The organism is Jiella marina (assembly GCF_024359545.1).
Classification (GTDB): domain Bacteria; phylum Pseudomonadota; class Alphaproteobacteria; order Rhizobiales; family Rhizobiaceae; genus Jiella.
The window spans coordinates 368,961-387,468 of the sequence record NZ_JAKQZG010000002.1 but is presented as its reverse complement, the minus strand read 5'-3'; the positions used below and the strand labels follow the sequence as shown (position 1 = coordinate 387,468).

Below are 18,508 nucleotides of genomic sequence, written 5' to 3'. Positions count from 1 at the left end.
TTAGCGCTTGCGCCTTCGCCCTAGTTATACAATCGTATATCAACACGGCAAGCCGCCCGCCGCACGGAGATCTCCTTCTTCGAGGCAGCGCGCCGGGCGGCAAAGGGCAGAAGGGGACGAGGATATGTCGAACGTCAAAGCAATTTCCGCCGCCAGCGACGCCGAATACGAGACCCGGGTCGAACTCGCCGCCTGCTACCGGCTTGCGGCGCACTACAAGATGACCGATCTCATCTACACCCACACCACCGCCCGCGTGCCGGGCGAGCCGGGGCACTTCCTGATCAATCCCTATGGCTACATGTGGGAGGAGATCACCGCCTCCTCGCTGGTCAAGATCGATGTCGACGGAAACAAGGTCGGCGACAATCCGAATCCGGTGAACCCCGCTGGCTTCACCATTCACAGCGCCGTCCACATGACCCGCCACGACGCCGCCTGGGTCATGCACACCCACACCCGCTCGGGCGTTGCGGTGTCCTGTCTTGCGGACGGGCTTCTGCCCCTCAATCAGATCGCGCTGCAATTCTATGGCCGGGTCGGCTACCACGCCTACGAGGGCATCGCACTCGACCTCGACGAGCGCGAGCGCATCACCCAGAGCCTTGCCGACCATCCGGCCCTGATCCTCAAGAACCATGGCCTGCTGACTGTGGGCGAGACCGCCGGCCAGATGTTCTCCAACATGTTCTATCTGAACCGGGCCTGCGAAATTCAGGAATCGACCCTCGCCATGGGCCGGCCGCTCGCGGATATCCCGCCCGCCATCGCGCAGCATGCCAAGGAACAGTACGACCAGACCTCCATCGCCGACGGCGATCTCGCCCTCGAATGGGAGGCCCAGATGCGCCTCGCGGATCGGCTCGACCCCGGCTTCAGGAACTGATGCCGGCCTGATCGGCCGAGCCGCGCTCTGATTCGTCGGGTGCGCGGCACCGGTCGGTCATGTTTTTTCGAAAGCACAACAAACCGACAGCCCTCCGCTTTTTTTGCATTGCATCAAAGGCTTGGATCGCTCTGCCTCGCTGACGAATATGGTGAATTTTTCATCACGCATAACAACTAGCCAATCTATTCTTGACAGCCCTCCGATGCCTTCCTAGCCTACCCCGAACTGGACGAATGGAAGAATTTTTTTTCGTTGCAGCGGTCGTGCGTAGTGTTATGTTCCAGCCGACCATCACGAATCGTCACACGGTCAGGGGCAGATCCCAGATTGATCGTGCGACAGGGAAGGAGCGTGGCGTTTCCGCAGTGCGAAAACCGCCGCCTCCAGCCGGTCCTGGCACGGCGTCCGGAGTGGACGCAGATCATCGGGTCCGCTCATGGACCATGATCGGCATGGGCCAGGAAAATCGGGTTCTCTGGCTGCTCCAATGTTCCTTGAGGACGCCCGGGGGACCAGGACGATCGACGGTTTGCGCCAGTGCAAGACTTTAGGGGTCTTGCGTCGGTCGCAGCGGTGAAAAACGCGAAACGAGATTTTTGGGTCCGGCCATCGTTCTGGCGAAGGCGCCGGTCGGATTTGCTACGAGGAAGGAGCGACCTCATGAATGTATCGCAAACGGTCAACTGCACCGGATTGTCAGCCGCGCCGACCGTCCTGAGGATCAAGCAGGCGCTTCTGCGCCTGTCCGACAGGACGTCTCCGCTGGGTGTCCTGGTCGACGCCGATTGCGATCACAAGCGGCTTGCCTCGTGCCTCGGCGACCGGGCTGGCAGCGTCCGCTTCGTCCCGCAGGCCAAGCGCACGCCGATCTATGAGGGCGCGAAGCGCTAAGCTTCGGAAGCGGGCCGAGCCCGAGAATCACGATCGGTGTCATCAGCGGGTCTTCGGACAGTGGTGGAGATCGTCCATGGGGACCGCGGCGAACCCATGTCGCTGATCACCGAGAGTTCTGGAAAGGAATTCGATGCTCAATCCCACCAGCTCCAGGGCGAATTCATCGCCGCACGGAGCCGATGAGCATGTGCTGACAGCGGAGGCACCCAGCTTCGCCTTCAACCCGACCGATCCGTGGACCCAGACGTTCCAGAGAGGCTTGGAACTGGCGGGTCTCAAGGGCAAGAAGGTCTACGAGGTGGGGATCGGCACGGGAATCAACGCGGCCTTCCTGTTGCGGCAGTGCGAGGCGGCCGAGGTCTATGGCAGCGATCTCGATCCGCGCCTCGTCGAACTGGCCGAGCGCAATGTGCGCAGCCTGGCTCCCGAGCAGGCTGATCGCTTCCACCCGGTGAAGGGCCCGGTCAGCCTGATCGACACGGACGAGGCCCACGCCAGGATCGCCCAGTCGGACGTGGTGATCGGCTGTCTGCCGCAGGTGGGCGATCCCACCGACCCGCATCTTTCGGCCTTCCGCGAGGCTCAGTCGGTTCCCCTCGCCGAAACGGCCGAAGCGAAGGCCGAGGATCATATCGCCCACTACTATCCCTGGGCGATGTTCGACACCTATCCGTTCAATTCGGTCGGCCTCGGGCTGAACGAGGCGCTGCTGCAGCGGGTGCGCAAACATGCGCCCGAAGCGGACGTCGTGATGAATTTCGGCTGTCGGATCGGCACGCGGATCATCATGGAAATGTTCGAGGCCAACGGATACGCGCCGCGCCTCCTGCACTCCCAGATCGTGCGTCAGGACGTCGGTACGGACATCTCCTTCTTCGTCACGCTGGAGAAGGCCCTGAAGGGCACCGGCGTCGAGGGGGACTTCGTCTGCGAGTTCTTTGCCGACGAAAAGGGCGAGACCCCCCTGTCTGCTCGCGAGGCCCAGCAGCTCCTGGATCAGGACCCGCAAACGCCGATCTACCATCTGGTCGGCGTCATTCACGGCAAGCCTGTGCCGGCGTAACCCCAACGCGCAGCACACCCAACCCGCACGCCGCGGCATGAGTCAGCGCGAACTCGTCATACCGCGTGCGGCATGACCACCGGCGGTCGGCCCGGGCCGCGATCGATCCGGGTCATCGCGATGGCGAAGACCTCGTCAACGGTCTGGCCGTTCAGAAGCGCTGCGGGGTCGCAATCCTCGGCGATCCGACCGTTTCGCATCAGGATCATCCGGTCCGCAAAGGAAGCGGCAAGGTTGAGATCGTGGAGCACGACCACGACTAGACCGCCCTCTCGCGCGAAGTCGCGGGCCATGCGCAGCGTGTCGACCTGATGGCGGATGTCGAGGCTCGACACCGGTTCGTCGAGGAGCAGGAGCTTCGGCCCTTCCTCGTCCACCGCCTCGCCGATCTGGCACAGAACCCGGGCGAGATGAGCGCGCTGGCGCTCGCCGCCGGAGAGTGTCTGGACATTGCGCGAGCCGAAACCGGCGAGATCGACCCTCTCCAGCATCGCCTCGATCCGCGCCGCCTTCTGCCCGGCCGTCAGCGCTCGGGGCGCGCCATCGAAGCCGAGGCTCACCACTTCGAAGACGGTGAACGGAAAGGCGACCTCCAGGGATTGCGACAGGACCGCGCGACGGCGGGCGAGACGGCTGGCCGAAAACGCCGCCATGTCTTCACCCTGGAAGCGGACTTCGCCCCCCATCGGCGGGGTCTCGCCGGCGAGCACCTTGAGAAGCGTCGACTTGCCGGCACCGTTGGGGCCGACAATCGCGACCAGTCCGCCAGCCGGCAGGCCGAAGCTCACGGGGCCGAGGATCCGTCGTTCTCCGGCAAGGACTTCGACCGCATCGAGTTCCAGCATCACGGCCTCACACCCCCAGAAGACCGCGACGTCTGAGCAGCAGCCAGAGGAAGAAGGGCGCTCCGATCGCCGCCGTGATGATCCCGATCGGCAGTTCGGCGGGCGCGGCGACAGTCCGCGCGAGGGCGTCGGCCAGCACGAGCAGCGCGGCCCCGAGCAGGGCCGAACCGGGGAGCAGGAATCGATGGTCGGCTCCGACGGCGAGCCGCAGGAGATGCGGCACGATGATGCCGACGAAGCCGATGATCCCCGCCGCCGCTACGGAAGCGCCGACCGCGCCCGCGACGAGAACGATGGCGAGCGTCTTCATCCGCTGAACCTCGAGGCCGAGATGAAACGCTTCGGATTCGCCGAGGGTCAGGGCGTTCAGGCCGCGCGCAAGGACCGGACTGGCCAGAACGGCCGCGAGCATGATCGGCCCGCAGGCAAAGAGCTTCAGCCAGGTCGTGCCGCCCAGCCCCCCGAGGGTCCAGAAGGTGATGTCGCGCAATTGGTCGTCGTCGGACAGGAACAGGAAGAAGCCGGTGATCGCGCCGGAGAACGCGCCGAGCGCAATCCCTGCAAGGAGCAGCGTCGCCACGGATGTGCGGCCGCCACGCGTCGCGATGGTGTAGAGAAGGAAAGTCGAGAGAAGCGCGCCGACGAAAGCCGCGATCGGCAGAGCGAAGATGCCGAGGGGCTGGACGAGCGGCGCGAGAATGCCGTTGCCGAGCACGATCACCGCGACGGCCGCCAGCGCCGCACCGGGCGAGACGCCGACGAGCCCGGGATCGGCAAGCGGGTTGCGGAACAGCCCCTGAAGGGTCGCGCCCGCCACGGCGAGCGCAGCGCCGATGATGGCGCCCATCAGCACCCGGGGCAGCCGGATCTGCCAGACGATGATGCTCTCGCTCACCGGGAACCGATCGGTCCCGGGACCGGCCGCCAGCAATGCGACGACACGATCGGGGGAAAGGCCCGAAGGCCCGACCCCGATCGCCACCACGGCGACGAGCAGGAGAAGGCCTGCCAGAACGGCCAGTGTCATGCGTTCGGCGGCGGCGCGATCGCCATTGGCGGCGCCGCGAAGCATGGTGCCGCCTTCAATCATTGCGACGCGGACTCGCTGGAGCCGGCTTCGATGCGCTCGGGATAGAGCTTGGCGGCAAGTTCCCGGGCGGCGGCGGGCGTGCGCGGGCCGAAGCCGAGAAGGAAGAGCGCGTCCATGCGGATCAACGCCTCCGCCTCACCGGCAGGCGATGCGGCGAGCGCCGGGATCGCGAAGGGATCGGTGCTGCCATGTTCGGCGGCGGTGCCGCGATCCATCATCACGATCACCTCCGGCCTGAGCGTCGCCACCGATTCCGAGGACAACCGCTTGTATCCCTCGACATCCGCAAAGACGTTGAGCCCGCCGGCCATCTCGATCATCGCGTCGGCGCCGGTTCCCGAGCCACCCGCGGTGGGCCGGCCATCCGCCAGCGACAGGATGAAGAGCACGCGCTTGCGATCCTCGATCGCTTCCAGATCCGCCTTCAGGGATGCCAATTCATCCATAACGGTCTGACCGAGTTCGGCCCCGGCCTCCTCCTCGCCGAGCGCCTCGGCCACAGTCGCGATCTTCGAGCGCAGCGCGCCCGCCTCATGCCCCGACGGAACCGTGATGACGGGAACCCCGGAGGCTTTGAGCAAGGACAGAGCTTCGGCCGGGCCGGAGCCCTGCTCGATCAGGAGCAGATCGGGTTGCAGAGCGATCACGCCCTCCGCCGAGAGCTGGCGCATGTAGCCGACATCGGGCTTGGCCCGGGCTTCGGGCGGATAGGTGCTGGTGCTGTCCACACCGACGATGGCGTCGCCATGCCCCAACGCATAGACGATTTCGGTGACGGCTCCGCCAACGGAGACGATGCGTTGGGGGTCGCTCCCCTCGTCAGCGAAACTCGGGGAAGCGGCGATCAGGCCGAAAGCCAGCCCGATCATGCCGAAGATCTGATGGATTTTCATGTCGTCGCTTCTTCTCACTACGCTTGGCTCGAGGAGCGGCCCGCCGCGGGCCGCGAATCCCGATGAGACCCGTCCGTCTCATGTCCGGCGATAAAAGGACTAAAATAGTCAGGTTTTCAAGCCCGTCTGTCAGACGGCCGCCATGCCGGCCTTGTCTGGCTGGTTGGCACCGTTCGCCGCGGGGCGATTTGAAAGCCCCGCGATCCGGAATTGTCGAATTGTTCCGCCGGAGCGACGGAGGGGATCAGACTGCGGGCAGCTGCGTCGCCTGCCGCGAGACCCCGGGCGCCAGGGGAAACAGCACGGCCTGAAGCGCGTGGTAGATGTCCGGCTTGCCGTGGAACTGCCGGGCGACGGGCCGGCCGGACGCGTCGAGTTCCGGGTACCAGCCGCCCCGCTGGTGATCGATCAGTGTGGCGTCGGCGAACTGCCAGAGCCGGCGATACCGGCTCTCGTCCTCCTCGGTCGCGCCGAGCTTCTGAAGGGTGGCTATCGCACCGATCGCCTCCGTCACGGGCCACCAGTAGCGATCGGAGATGTCGATGGTCCCGTCGTTTCGCAGCGTGTAGGCGAAGCCGCCCTCGGGCAGCCAGGCGTCGGCAAGCGCCTGCTCGATGAGCTGGCGGGCCCGCTCCGGCGCGTCGCCTTGGGGGCGGCCGGAAAGGTCCCAGTGCTGGATCAGCAGCCGGCCGAGCTCAAAGGAATGGCCGGGCGTGCTGCCGGCCGGGCGGAACATCGGGTTGCCGGCATAGTCCGGATCGACCTGCCAGTCCTCGGTGTAGTGCTCGGGCAACCGCCAGCCATGGGCCGGCGCGATCCGCCCAGTGAAGAAGTCGAGGATGCGACCGGCCCGCTGGAGCCACAGCGCTTCCCCCGTCGCTTCGAAGGCCGCGAGCATGGCTTCGACGCCGTGCATGTTGGCGTTCATGCCGCGATAGGTGGAGAAGGGCTGCCAGTCGCGGGCGAACTCGTCGCGGAAGAGGCCGGCCGCTTCGTCCCAATAGTGTCTGTCGAGCACTTCGGCCACGTCGGCGAACAGCCGGTCGGCGTCGGGATGACCCGCGACCTTCGCGCTCGAGGCGGCAAGGAGGACGAAGGCATGGCCATAGGCGAGCTTCACATCGTCATGGATCCCGGTCTCGTCGACCGACCAGAGATAGCCGCCATGCTGAACGTCGCGATGCCGGGTCCAGAGAAACGCCATCCCCGCGTCGATGATCCGCTCCGCGCCGGGATGGCCCACGGCCTGGCCAAGAGCGTAGGAATGGACGAGTCGCGTCGTGGTGTGCAGTTCCTGACCCGCCCGGGGCAGGGCCGAGCCGTCCCAGTCGAGCACGTCGAAGCCGCCATCGGCGCGCAGGCTTCCGTCGAAAAACGTCAACTGCCGGCGCACATCGTTCATCAGGAAGGCGCGATGGACGGGATCCTCGAGCCAGGGACCGCTGCGGGACGGGTCGGCAAGCGAAGCGGTTGTCATTGCGGCTCTTTCCTGTGTCGCGGCGACAGGGAACGAAGGGCCCCGCCGGCGATGCGGCTCGGCAGCTCTTGGCGCGCGCTTGCGCGCAATGCCAGTTCCCCGACCGCATCACGATCGCAGCCTTGCGGTCGATACCGTTGACACCGCCTCACCAATGGTAAGGCGGTGTATCACAAGTAACCTCAGACGCTCTTGTAGGAGCCTGGCGCGAGAAATTCGATGAACGCCTTGTCATCCTCGGGATAGGGGACGCCCATGAAGTCCGCCATCTCGATCAGCAGGGATTTGGGGTTCAGGACAGACTTTTCGTAAGACACCAGCATCACCGGTGCACCGGCGGAAAGCGCGAACATGATGTTGCGCTGCTGCTGGACGGTAATGTCGCCGACGGCGAACTTCGCCTCGCGGGCATGCCAGCGCATGTGCCCCTTGGTCGTGGCGATCACGTCGCGGCTGACAATGACGTAGTGCGGGTTATGCAGCTTCGGTGCGAGCTGATGGAGATAATTGACGGCGTTGGGATCTTTCCAGCCCCAGATCTTGTGGTCGGCATTGCGCTTCTCGATCACCTTGAGCCGGTGATGGTTCGGGCGCCCGACCATTTCCTGATCTTCGTGATTGTCAGGGATGTCCTCGCCCATGAAGAGCCCGAGCTTGCGCATGACTCCGGCGATCGCACTCGTTCCGCCGCGGGGAACACCAAAACAGACAAAAGTCTTGCGCGGGCTGTCTTTCGCAGGCTCTCCCCACCAAACGGACGCGGAATCACGGGTACTTTGACTTTTCATCGATCGCCTATCGTGTCGGGTTTTCAGCGCTCAATATCGCCTCGCAGAGCTTGAGACAAGCGATGCATGACGCTATGGGATGACTCCGCGTCCATCAATTGCCCCAAGTGCCCCATCCATTCTCAGCGAGAGCTTTGACCACGTGCCTTTAACCCGCAAACAGAAAATCGCTCTTCTCGCCGCTCATTTCGATTCGAAGAGCACGCCCGGGCTTGAGCTCGGCCCCCATGTTGCCCCGATGTTCCGCAAGAGCGAAGGCCACTCGGTCAAGTATCTCGAAAGCCGTGGGACGGATGAACTCAAACAATTGATGACCGACCAGGGCCGCGATCCGAAAGTGGTCGAAGAGATCGATTTTCTGCTGGACAGGGAGAAGTCGCTCTCCGAAATGGTGGAAGGGGAGACATTCGACTGGGTCGTCTCTTCGCACGTCATTGAGCATATCCCGGACACGATCACCCATTTGCGGGACGTGACCTCGATCCTCTCGGAAGGCGGCGTCTACGCCCTGCTGATCCCGGACCGCAATTACTGCTTCGACTGCCTGAAACCCGCCTCAACCCTTGGCATGTTCGTCGAAGCGTTTCTTCAGCGCCGGACCCAGGGGACGATCCGCTCCTTTGTCGACGAGACCCGCTACGGTGCGCGGCCTGAGGGTGTCAAGGTGGGTGGATGGACGCCCGCAGAGGTCTCCCTTCCGCTCCAGCACAAGACTCCCAACTGGCGCCAGGTCTTGAAGCAGATGATCATGGCGGAAGGCGAGAATGCCAAGAACTCGTTCGTTCATCAGTGGCATTATGATCCCATCACATTTCCGCAGATCGTTGCGGACTTGATCGATCTCGATCTGATCCAGATGGAACTCGTCGCAATCCAGCCAACCTATCATATGGATTTCATGTGCGTGCTGCGGAAGACGACCAGTCCGATGTCGGCCAGTGCCAAGGACATCGCCCGCAAGACGATGGATGAATATATCGCACCCACCTATGATTACCTGATCAAATAGCCGTTGCCCCGGGTTAGGAAGCATCGCCAGGCCTTGGTCCATCGAGTTCAGGGCGGCCCTGTCGAAGACCTAAAGAGATCGCCCCATGCAGACCGGTCGACTCCGTGGTGGTGTTTCAGCACTTTCCGGAAGATCAGGGTTGACTGATTTCTCACGAAATCTCGTGTCTGTCCTGCCGGATTGTTGAGAGTGTGATCATGACTGCTGCGCTTGAAACATCCCGGGACGAAGCCCCCGTCATCGCGGCGGAGGGCCTCAACCTCGTCTTCGAGACCGCCGATGCGCCGGTGCATGCGTTGAAGGACGTCGACCTTTCGATCCGCCGCGGCGAATTCGTTTCGCTGATCGGGCCGTCGGGTTGCGGAAAAACCACCCTCTTGCGGGTGATCGCGGATCTGGAACGGCCGACGGGCGGGTCGATCACCGTGAACGGCATGTCGCCGGACGAGGCGCGGCGAGCACGGGCCTATGGCTACGTGTTTCAGGCCGCCGCGCTCTATCCCTGGCGCACCATCGCCCGGAACATCGCGCTGCCGCTCGAAATCATGGGAATCGACCGGGCCGAGCAGAAGCGGCGGATCGATCAGGGGCTCGACCTCGTGGGGCTCACCGGCTTTGGCGGCAAATTTCCCTGGCAATTGTCCGGTGGCATGCAGCAGCGGGCCTCGATCGCCCGGGCGCTCTCCTTCGACCCGGATCTTCTCCTGATGGACGAGCCCTTCGGCGCGCTGGACGAGATCGTTCGCGATCATCTGAACGCCGAACTCCTGAAACTCTGGGCCAAGACCGACAAGACCATCGTCTTCGTCACCCATTCGATCCCCGAGGCGGTGTTCCTCTCGACCCGCATCGTGGTGATGAGCCCGCGACCCGGCCGGATTCACGAGATCATCGATTGCGATCTCGGTCCCGACCGCCCGCTCGACATCCGCGACACGCCGGAGTTCCTGAAGATCGCCCATCAGGTGCGCGAGGGTCTGCGCGCCGGTCACGGCTACGAATAGCGCCGCCCTCGCCGATTTCTCTGGCGGCGGGCGCGTTCTGCCGCAATAATGGGCGGCGACGCATCGCACCGCGAGCGTCCAGCCGGTCGAGACCGGCACATGAGCAGGGGGAAGGCGTCTTGGCGGGTGAGGCAGCGATCCTGGATCGACCGGCATCGGACGGGACGGCGCCGGCCGCGAGGCAGACAGCCCCGCTCCTGTCCGTCGACGGGCTTTCGGTGGAGTTCCGCTCGCTTGCGGGAACCACCAAGGCGGTCAACGGCATGACCATGGCCATTCACCCCGGGCGGACCGTCGCCCTGGTCGGTGAATCCGGCTCCGGCAAATCCGTGACCTCGCAGGCGATCCTCGGCCTCCTGCCGAAGAACGGCGTGATCACCGGCGGCAGCATCGACTTTCGCGATCCCAAGCTCGGCGATGTCGATCTGGCGAAGTTGCCCCGCACCTCGCCACAGTTCCGTTCGGTGCGCGGCCGCTCCATCGCCATGGTTTTTCAGGAGCCGATGACGGCGTTTTCGCCACTTCACACGCTGGGCGACCAGATCGGCGAGATGGCGGCCACCCATCGCCGGGCCTCGAGCGCAGAAATCCGCGAACTCACCGTCGATACGCTGCGGCTCGTGCGCTTTCCCGAACCCGAGCGGGCGCTGCGCATGTATCCGTTCGAACTGTCCGGGGGCCTTCGCCAGCGCGCGATGATCGCCATGGCGCTGATGTGCCGGCCGCCGCTCCTGATCGCCGACGAGCCGACGACGGCCCTCGACGTGACGCTTCAGGCCCAGATCCTCAAGCTGCTCAAGGATCTCCAGTCCGAACTCGACATGGCGGTGCTGCTGATCACCCATGATCTCGGTGTCGTCGCCAATCTGGCCGAAGAGGTCGTGGTCATGCACCACGGCAAGATCGTCGAATCCGGCCCCGCCAGGACGATTTTCGAAAAGCCCGAACATCCCTATCTCGTCTCGCTGATGAAAGCGGTGCCGGATTTCGCCCATGAAGAGCAGCGCCGGCTGAAACCGATCCGCGAGATAAGGATCGATCCCGATGCGCTGGTGAAGCCGAAAATATGCGGGCCGGCTGGCGCACCGCTCGTCACCGTGAACGGGCTGATGAAGAGCTTCACGCTTCGCGGCGACCGGCGGCTCTTCGGCCGCTCTCCCCTGCGCACGATCCGGGCTTTGAACGACATCTCCCTGACGGTGCGCCGCGGCGAGTGCCTCGGCCTCGTCGGCGAGTCCGGCTCCGGCAAGACGACCCTTGCCCGGGCCCTGATGCGCGCCGTGCCGGTGGATGAGGGCGAAATCCTGTTTCATGGCCAGGAGGGGACGGATGCTCCAGTCGATCTCGTCACCGCCGATCAGGACGCGATGTTCTCAGTGCGAAAGCGGATGCAGTATGTCTTCCAGGATCCGTTTTCCTCCCTCGATCCACGCATGACGGTCGGCGCGATCCTGGCCGAACCCTTCGAGATCCACGGGCTTTGCGAAAAGGGCGAGCGCCGCGAAAGGGTGGAGCGGCTGCTCGCGGCAGTCGGGCTCGAGCCGAGCTTCGCCTCGCGCTACCCTCACAGCTTTTCCGGCGGTCAGCGCCAGCGTATCGGCATCGCCCGGGCACTGGCGCTCGAGCCCGAACTCCTGATCTGCGACGAGCCGGTGGCGGCGCTCGACGTCTCCGTCCAGGCGCAGATCCTCAACCTCCTGAAGGATCTGCAGAAGATTTCGGGCCTCACCTATGTGTTCATCACCCACAATCTCGCGGTGGTGAACCATATCGCCGACCGGATCGCGGTGATGTGCGACGGTTCGCTCGTCGAACTGGCACCGCGCAAGGAGCTCTTCCGCAATCCGCTCCACCCCTACACCCGGCTTCTGATCCAGGCCGTGCCGCACGCCGATCTGTCGCGGCCCCTTGATTTCGACCACCTTCCCGAGATGGGCCTGATCGGCCGTCGCGACTGGCCGGCGCCGTTCACGGTCACACCGGATCAGCCGCTGCCGCCGCTCCTGGAAGCTTCGCCCGAACATTTCGTGCGCGCGGCGAACCTCGATTTCGACCGCGCCGGAAAGGGTCGATGAGCGGTTCAGGCGAACTCCACGAGAGCATCTTCCGCTATGTCTGGCGCCACACGCGCCGGCAGCAGCTTTGGCTCTTCGCCGTGCTTCTGGTCTCGCTGCCCCTCTATTATCTGACGCTCGACCTGCCGAAGCGCATCGTCAACGGACCCATCCAGGGGGAATGGCAGCCGGGCGAAACCCAGACGGTCTTCGACTTCGCGGTTCCCCTGCCGGATTTCCTCGGCGGAGGGAGCTGGCAGGTCTTCGACGGCCTGACGCTCGATCGCCTGGGCGTTCTCGTCGCGCTCTCGCTCACCTTCCTGTTCTTCGTCGTCGTCAACGGCCTCTTCAAATACTATCTCAACGTCTACAAGGGGCGGCTCGGCGAGCGGTTGCTCCGGCGCCTGCGCTATCAGCTCGTCGACCGGGTGCTGCGCTTTCCGACCAACCGATTCAAGCATGTGCGCGGGCCGGAAATCGCCTCGATGATCAAGGACGAGACTGAGCCCGTCGGTGGCTTCGGCGGTTCGGCCTTCGCCGATCCCGCGCTGCTGATGAGCCAGGCGCTGACGGCCCTTGTCTTCATCGTTCTGCAGAATTTCTGGCTCGGCCTCGTGGCCGGCATGGTCGTCGCGGTGCAGATCATCCTGATCCCGCGCATGCGCCGCCGCCTCGTCAAGCTGGCGCGGGCGCGCCAGCTCACCGCCCGGCTCCTTTCGGGGCGCATCGGCGAGGTGGTCGAGAGCATCCCCTCGATCCGCACCAACGATACATCCAACTGGGAGCGCGCGGAGCTGGGCGACCGGCTCGGCAAGATCCTGAAGATCCGCTACGACTTCTTCCAATGGAAGTTCTTCGTGAACTTCCTGAACAATCTGCTCGCCCAGACCACGCCCTTCATCTTCTATCTCGCCGGCGGCTATTTCGTCATCACCGGCCGGCTCGACATCGGCCAACTCGTCGCCGTCATCGCCGCCTACAAGGATCTGCCCTCGCCCCTGAAGGAGCTGATCGCCTGGGACCAGTACCGGGTCGATGTGCAGTCCAAATACGCCCAGATCCGCGAACAGTTCGTCATGCCGGGACTGGTCGCGCCGCAGGTCCAGCGGGTCAGTTTCGATGCCCCGCCCCGCCTCGACGGCGAGATCGCCGTCAACGGCCTCCGCATCTCCGACGAATCCGGCAACGAGCTTCTCCTGCCGACGACCCTGCGGCTGAAGCCCGGCGAGGCGGTTGCGGTGGTGGGCCCGCTCGGGGGTGGCGGCGAGTATCTGGCCGAGGCGCTGGTGCGGCTGGCGGAGCCCTCGGGCGGGCGCATTGCCTTTGCGGGCCGGCCGCTCGACGGGCTCGACGATGCCTTTGCCGGACGCCGTCTCGGCTATTCGGCCGCCGGCCTCTATCTGCCGCAGATGAGCGTGCGGGACGCCCTGACCTACGGGCTGAAGCACGTGCCGATGATCCGCCAGAAGCGCAGCGGGCAGGACGAAGCAACGCGGCTCATGGAGGCGCGACTTGCGGGCAATATCGATCTCGATATTCGCGACGACTGGAACGACTACACGGCCGCCGGCGTCAGCGAACCCGCGAGATTGAACGAGCGGCTTGCCGAGATTCTCTCGATCGTCGAACTGAAATCGGAGATCGCCCGCCTCGGCCTGAGGAGCCGCATGCCGGAGACTGTGGGGGAAGGGACGGTCGAGGAAATCCTTGCCGCGCGCAGACGGTTTCGCCAGCGCCTGATCGAAGGCGGCGACGAGGACTATTTCGAGAGTTTCGACAAGACCCGTTATTCCGACTACGCCACCGTCTTCGAGAACATGGTCTTCGGTATCGCCGATCAGGAGGCCGAAGCCGAACGGCCGCTCGCCGCACGCCCGGGTGTCCAGAAGGTGCTGGCCGCGACAGGTCTCGACGAGAGGCTCTTTACGATGGGCCGGCAGATCGCCGAGACGCTGATCGAGATCTTCGGTGATCTCGCGCCGGACAATCCGCTTCTCGACGAAATCGACCTGATGTCGCCGGAGGAAGTCGAGGTTTACCGCTCGGCGCTCCGCCGGGTCGATGGCGAGGGCAAGATGGATCCGGCGGATCGCCAGGCATTCCAGACTCTGGCTTTCGGCTATGTCGAGCCGCGCGATCGCCTGGGTCTTCTCGATGACGATCTGCGCACGGCGATCGTCGCGGCGCGAACCCATTTCGCCGACGGGCTCGATCCGGATCTCGCCGATGCGGTCTCGCTCCATGACGAGAACGGCGTCAACCGGTCAGCGAGCCTGCAGGACAACATCCTGTTCGGGCGTATCGTCACCCGCTATGCCGAAGCGCCGGCGCGCATCAACACGGTCCTGTCCGAAACGCTGGAGGAGACCGGGCTGTCAGGGCTGGTCTTCGAGCTTGGCCTCGCCTTCGATATCGGATCGGGCGCCAAGCGCCTCTCCTCCGGCCAGCAGCAGAAGTTGACACTCGCCCGGGCCGTGCTGAAGCGTCCCGATCTCCTGGTGCTCAATCGCCCCCTCGCCGCTCTCGATGGCGAGGCGCAGATGCGGATCATCGCGGCAGTTCTGAAGGCACGGCAGACCCTGGGTGTTCCGGAGCAGGTCGTGCTCTGGGTGCTCGGCAATCCCGATCATGCCGCCGCCTTCGACCGAACGATCGAGTTCCGCGAGGGGCGGATGGTCGAGGCGGGCAACGAACCCGCCGAACCTCTGGAACTGGCATGAGGCGGATCGTGGCGACAATTCGACGCTTTGCGCTATTGATGCTTTCCACAAAGCCGTGCCAAGCTTGCTTCACGGTCCGGCGGCAGGGCCAAGTGTGGAGTTTCAGGGTTCTCATGCCCGAAAAGACGAAGAACTGGCGTCGCGGCGCCCTGCGGCGCGCGGCCTACGGAGGTGGCGGACGGTGCTGCTGAAGTCGGAGATCGGCCTGTTGCGCGCCGTGCCGCTGTTCGCCGGTATCGAGCCCCAGCGGCTGAAGCTGATCGCCTATACCGCCGACACCGTGGCGTACCGGGAAGGCCAGATCCTGTGCCGGCAGGGCGAGACGGGCGATGCGGCCTTCGTGATCATGGAGGGCGAGGCGGCCGTCTCGATCGCCACCGAAGGCGGCGATTTCACCGTCGCCAATCTGAAGAATGGCGACGTGGTCGGCGAGATCTCGATCCTGTGCGACGTGCCGCGCACCGCGACCGTCACAGCCACCTCGCAGCTTTCGGCGCTGAGGGTGCGCAAGGAAGCCTTTCTGCAGCTCGTCCGGCAGTTTCCGGAGATCGCTACCGAAGTGATGCGCGGGCTCGCCGAACGCCTGTCCCACACCAATGAGGAGCTGGCGCGGGCCCGCAATCTGGCAGCCGGGCGAGGCGCACCGCAATGAGCCGCTTCGAGCTGACGGTCTGGGGGGCGCGCGGCTCGATCCCCGCCCCGGCCGCGGCCAACACCCGGTTCGGCAGCGACACGAGCTGCGTGGAGCTGCGATGCGGGGAGCGGACGATCCTCCTCGACGCCGGCACCGGCATCGTGCCTTGCGGCCGCAAGCTCTACGAGGAGAAGGTTCATGACTTCGACGTCCTCCTCACCCATTGCCATTTCGACCACATCATGGGGCTGCCCTTCCTGATCCCGCTCTACAAGGATCATGTCAGCACCCGCATCTTCGCCGGCCATTTCTTCGACGCCACCACCTGCCGCAACATGGTCGAGCGCTTCATGCGGCCGCCCTATTTCCCGGTCACGCCGAAACAGTTCGCGGCCAGGATCGACTATCGCGATTTCCGCCCGCCCGAGATGATCGAGCTCGGCGACGGCATTCTGGTCCGCACGTTCCGCCTCAATCACCCCAATGGCGCCGTCGGCTTTCGGGTGGAATATGCCGGCCGCTCGGTCTGTTACATTACCGATACCGAGCACGAGCCGGGTAGGCTCGATCGCGACCTCTGCGATTTCGTCGCCGGCGCCGAGGTGATGATCTACGACAGCACCTATACGGACGACGAATTCGAAAGATACGCCGGCTTCGGGCACTCCACCTGGCAACAGGGCGTTCGCATCTGCGAGGCTGGCAATGTCGCCTCCTTGATCATATCTCACCACGACGTCCTGCGAACGGACGAGTGGCTGGAGGCGCTGGAGACCGAAGCGAAGGCTCGGTTCGCCGGCGCCATGGTGGCGCGTACGGGGCTGACGCTCTCGATTTGAGCGAAAAGCCGCCGCCCGCCGTTCGCGCATTCTTTCGAGCGAGGGCCCGAGCCGATGTCCATGGCGAAACACGTCCGCGAATGGCTCCTGACGGAGGCCATGGGCAAGCCGAGACTCGACGATCTGTTCTACAAGCTTTGCGTCCGACTGACGGGCATCGGCCTGCCGGTCGCACGGGCCCGCCTCAATTGGCCGACGCTACATCCCCTCTTCCGGGCGGAGATGATCTCCTGGCACAGGGGCGAAAGGCGCGCGCGCCTCGATCATTTCCATCACCAGGACGCCAACACCGACGCCTGGCAGAAAAGCCCGCTCCGCTACATGGTGGACGAAGCTCTGCCGATCTTTCGGCGCAGGCTCGCCGGTCCCGAGAAACTGACCGATTTCGCGATTCTGGAGGAACTCGCCGACGAGGGCTATACCGACTATGTCGCCTTCCTGTCGGGCTATGAGCAGCCGGGCCTGTTCCTCAATTCGCGCCACGCCGGGATCATCGTCATCTGGACCTCCGACCGGCCGACCGGCTTCACCGACGAGGACATCGATATTCTGGAGCAGATCCAGCGCAGTCTGGCGCTCGTCTGCAAATCGGTGATCCAGGCGGAAATCACCACCAACATCGTCGAGACCTATCTCGGCCGGCAGGCGGGCCGCAGCGTGCTCGAAGGCAATATCCGGCTCGGCGACGGGGCAAAGACCCGCGCGCTCGTCTGGTATTCCGACCTGCGCGATTCCACCCATCTGACCGGCTCTCTGTCGAGCGACGACTATCTTGCGCTTCTGAACGACTATTTCGAATGCGCCGCGCGGCCGGCGATCCGCGTCGGCGGCGAGGTACTTGCCTTCATCGGTGATGCGGTTCTCGTGATCTTTCCGCTGGAGGAGAAGCCGGAGGGCGAATGCCTGACGGCCTGCGTCCTCGATGCGGTCGCCGAATCCTTCCGCATGCGCGATCAGGTCAATGCCAGACGGCGCGAGGCGGGCCTCGACACGATCAATTTCGGCATCGGTCTCAATGTCGGCGAAGTGGTGTTCGGCAATATCGGCGTTCCCGAGCGCCTCGCCTTCACCGTCATCGGGCCGACAGTCACCGAGGTGGCGCGGATCGAGAAGCTGACCAAGACGCTGGACACCAATGTCCTCGCCACCGACCACGTCGCCCGGCTGATGCCGGGCCGCTGGGCCTCCGTCGGCGCCCACCGCCTCGACGGCGTCGAGGAGCCGAAGGAACTCTTCACCCCCCTCGACGCCGGCGACGCCGCGCTGAAGACGGCGGCGGAGTAGGCAGCCTGCGGCTCGCGGTGGCCGGAACAACGCCCGAGACTTGCCGCTTCCGCCTCTTCCCTCATCCTGAGCCTGTCGAAGGACGGGGGAAGAGGCAACGCCGACGCCAAGCGCCCTTCGACAGGCTCAGGATGAGGGGCTACTCGATGCCCGCGCTACAGCCCTTGTTTTCGCGTCGGATCATCAGAAAGCCGGCTGCGCTTTTCGGTCCGATGCCTTAATCGACCGGTTTCACCGCCCTAATGGCATATCGGTGTTGCACTTGGCGGACGAGGCCTCTCGTGAGCGACATGTGCCGAGCCTGGGCGCGGTGGATCGCCCCGAGACGCCGGTCGATCGCGATATCGCAAAAGCCGGCCTGTTCGACCATCGCGGCGACCTTCTCGGCGCGGGCGCCCTCGCGGAACGGGAGACGCGCCAGGATGCTGCGATGGCGTTCGGCGAGATCGCCGGAAAGTGCCGTGCCGTTGCCGCCTCTCCCGCGCCGCGCCAACAGGCTTTCGAGCCTGACGATCAGTCGCTCGATCCGCCCCTGATTCACGAAGTCGCCGTCGATCACGATCAGCGTCCCGCCGGGCTTCAGAACCCTCAGCCACTCGGCGAAGGCCGCGGCCGGATCGACCAGCGTCCAGACCAGATGCCGGGTCACGATCACGTCGAAACTCGCATCCTCCTCCATGATGCGTTCCGCATCCCCCAGCCGAAAGGCGATACGGCTCTTGCGCACCGCCGATTTCGCCTTCGCCCTCTCCAGCATCGTCTCTGACCAGTCGAGGCCGGTCACCCGAAAGCCGAGTTCATCGAGCAGATGCGACACGACGCCGGTTCCCGATGCGAGGTCCAGGGCACTGCGACCTTCTGCAGGGCCGAGATGTCGCGCGAACAGCCCATGCCAGGCCATGCGCTCGCTTTCAGAAAAGATTCCGTGTCCCGGAGACTCGTCGAAGGTCGCCGCGCGCTCCGACCAGTACTCCCGGATCTCGTCGCGCAACGTGTAGTTCGCCCCGACCATGTTCATGCCCCTC

General features: G+C 64.7%; 16 protein-coding genes. 10 read left to right on the top strand and 6 right to left on the bottom strand.

Annotated features, from left to right (window positions below; translation table 11 throughout):
- Positions 1–124: 124 nt before the first annotated feature.
- From MF134_RS05310 to MF134_RS05300, 3 genes are all read left to right on the top strand, one after another.
- Complete coding sequence (locus MF134_RS05310; RefSeq protein ID WP_255338362.1) at positions 125–886, top strand: class II aldolase/adducin family protein; 762 nt, start codon at positions 125–127, stop codon at positions 884–886.
- Positions 887–1,549: 663 nt separating this feature from the next.
- On the top strand, positions 1,550–1,780 hold the full coding sequence (locus tag MF134_RS05305) for a hypothetical protein (protein WP_255338361.1): 231 nt from the start codon (positions 1,550–1,552) through the stop codon (positions 1,778–1,780).
- Positions 1,781–1,970: 190 nt separating this feature from the next.
- Positions 1,971–2,846, top strand: coding sequence for a hypothetical protein (locus MF134_RS05300; RefSeq protein WP_255338360.1), 876 nt, complete (start codon positions 1,971–1,973; stop codon positions 2,844–2,846).
- Between the two features lie 56 nt (positions 2,847–2,902).
- Here MF134_RS05300 and MF134_RS05295 read toward each other — a convergent pair whose 3' ends face one another.
- The 5 genes from MF134_RS05295 to MF134_RS05275 all read right to left on the bottom strand — a co-directional run bounded on the left by MF134_RS05295 (position 2,903) and on the right by MF134_RS05275 (position 7,813).
- The gene (locus tag MF134_RS05295) at positions 2,903–3,691 is read right to left on the bottom strand and encodes a heme ABC transporter ATP-binding protein (RefSeq protein ID WP_255338359.1); all 789 of its coding nucleotides are present in this window, start codon (positions 3,689–3,691) and stop codon (positions 2,903–2,905) included.
- Positions 3,692–3,698: 7 nt separating this feature from the next.
- Positions 3,699–4,763 (bottom strand): FecCD family ABC transporter permease, encoded by a 1,065-nt coding sequence (locus MF134_RS05290; protein ID WP_255338358.1) that lies wholly within the window; start codon positions 4,761–4,763, stop codon positions 3,699–3,701.
- 14 nt (positions 4,764–4,777) lie between these two features.
- Complete coding sequence (locus MF134_RS05285) at positions 4,778–5,674, bottom strand: heme/hemin ABC transporter substrate-binding protein (RefSeq protein WP_255338357.1); 897 nt, start codon at positions 5,672–5,674, stop codon at positions 4,778–4,780.
- A 244-nt stretch (positions 5,675–5,918) separates the two neighbouring features.
- A complete protein-coding gene (locus MF134_RS05280; RefSeq protein WP_255338356.1) occupies positions 5,919–7,151 on the bottom strand; it encodes an AGE family epimerase/isomerase in 1,233 nt (410 codons plus the stop codon).
- A gap of 182 nt (positions 7,152–7,333) precedes the next feature.
- On the bottom strand, positions 7,334–7,813 hold the full coding sequence (locus MF134_RS05275) for a hypothetical protein (RefSeq protein WP_255338355.1): 480 nt from the start codon (positions 7,811–7,813) through the stop codon (positions 7,334–7,336).
- A 364-nt stretch (positions 7,814–8,177) separates the two neighbouring features.
- On the opposite strand from MF134_RS05275, the gene MF134_RS05270 reads away from it, so the two are divergent.
- The 7 genes from MF134_RS05270 to MF134_RS05240 all read left to right on the top strand — a co-directional run bounded on the left by MF134_RS05270 (position 8,178) and on the right by MF134_RS05240 (position 17,483).
- Complete coding sequence (locus tag MF134_RS05270) at positions 8,178–8,948, top strand: class I SAM-dependent methyltransferase (RefSeq protein WP_255338354.1); 771 nt, start codon at positions 8,178–8,180, stop codon at positions 8,946–8,948.
- Positions 8,949–9,145: 197 nt separating this feature from the next.
- On the top strand, positions 9,146–9,952 hold the full coding sequence (locus MF134_RS05265) for an ABC transporter ATP-binding protein (RefSeq protein WP_255338353.1): 807 nt from the start codon (positions 9,146–9,148) through the stop codon (positions 9,950–9,952).
- Between the two features lie 119 nt (positions 9,953–10,071).
- The gene (locus MF134_RS05260) at positions 10,072–12,027 is read left to right on the top strand and encodes an ABC transporter ATP-binding protein (protein ID WP_255338352.1); all 1,956 of its coding nucleotides are present in this window, start codon (positions 10,072–10,074) and stop codon (positions 12,025–12,027) included.
- Positions 12,024–14,726, top strand: coding sequence for an ABC transporter transmembrane domain-containing protein (locus tag MF134_RS05255; RefSeq protein ID WP_255338351.1), 2,703 nt, complete (start codon positions 12,024–12,026; stop codon positions 14,724–14,726). The genes MF134_RS05260 and MF134_RS05255 overlap by 4 nt, the downstream gene beginning before the upstream one ends.
- 181 nt (positions 14,727–14,907) lie before the next feature.
- On the top strand, positions 14,908–15,378 hold the full coding sequence (locus tag MF134_RS05250) for a cyclic nucleotide-binding domain-containing protein (RefSeq protein ID WP_255338350.1): 471 nt from the start codon (positions 14,908–14,910) through the stop codon (positions 15,376–15,378).
- Positions 15,375–16,199, top strand: a complete 825-nt coding sequence (locus tag MF134_RS05245) for an MBL fold metallo-hydrolase (protein ID WP_255338349.1) — start codon at positions 15,375–15,377, stop codon at positions 16,197–16,199. The genes MF134_RS05250 and MF134_RS05245 overlap by 4 nt, the downstream gene beginning before the upstream one ends.
- Before the next feature lie 60 nt (positions 16,200–16,259).
- Complete coding sequence (locus tag MF134_RS05240; protein ID WP_255338348.1) at positions 16,260–17,483, top strand: adenylate/guanylate cyclase domain-containing protein; 1,224 nt, start codon at positions 16,260–16,262, stop codon at positions 17,481–17,483.
- 217 nt (positions 17,484–17,700) lie between these two features.
- Here MF134_RS05240 and MF134_RS05235 read toward each other — a convergent pair whose 3' ends face one another.
- Positions 17,701–18,501 carry a class I SAM-dependent methyltransferase gene (locus MF134_RS05235; protein ID WP_255338347.1) on the bottom strand — a complete coding sequence of 267 codons (801 nt, stop codon included), beginning with the start codon at positions 18,499–18,501 and terminating at the stop codon, positions 17,701–17,703.
- Between the last annotated feature and the right edge of the window lie 7 nt (positions 18,502–18,508).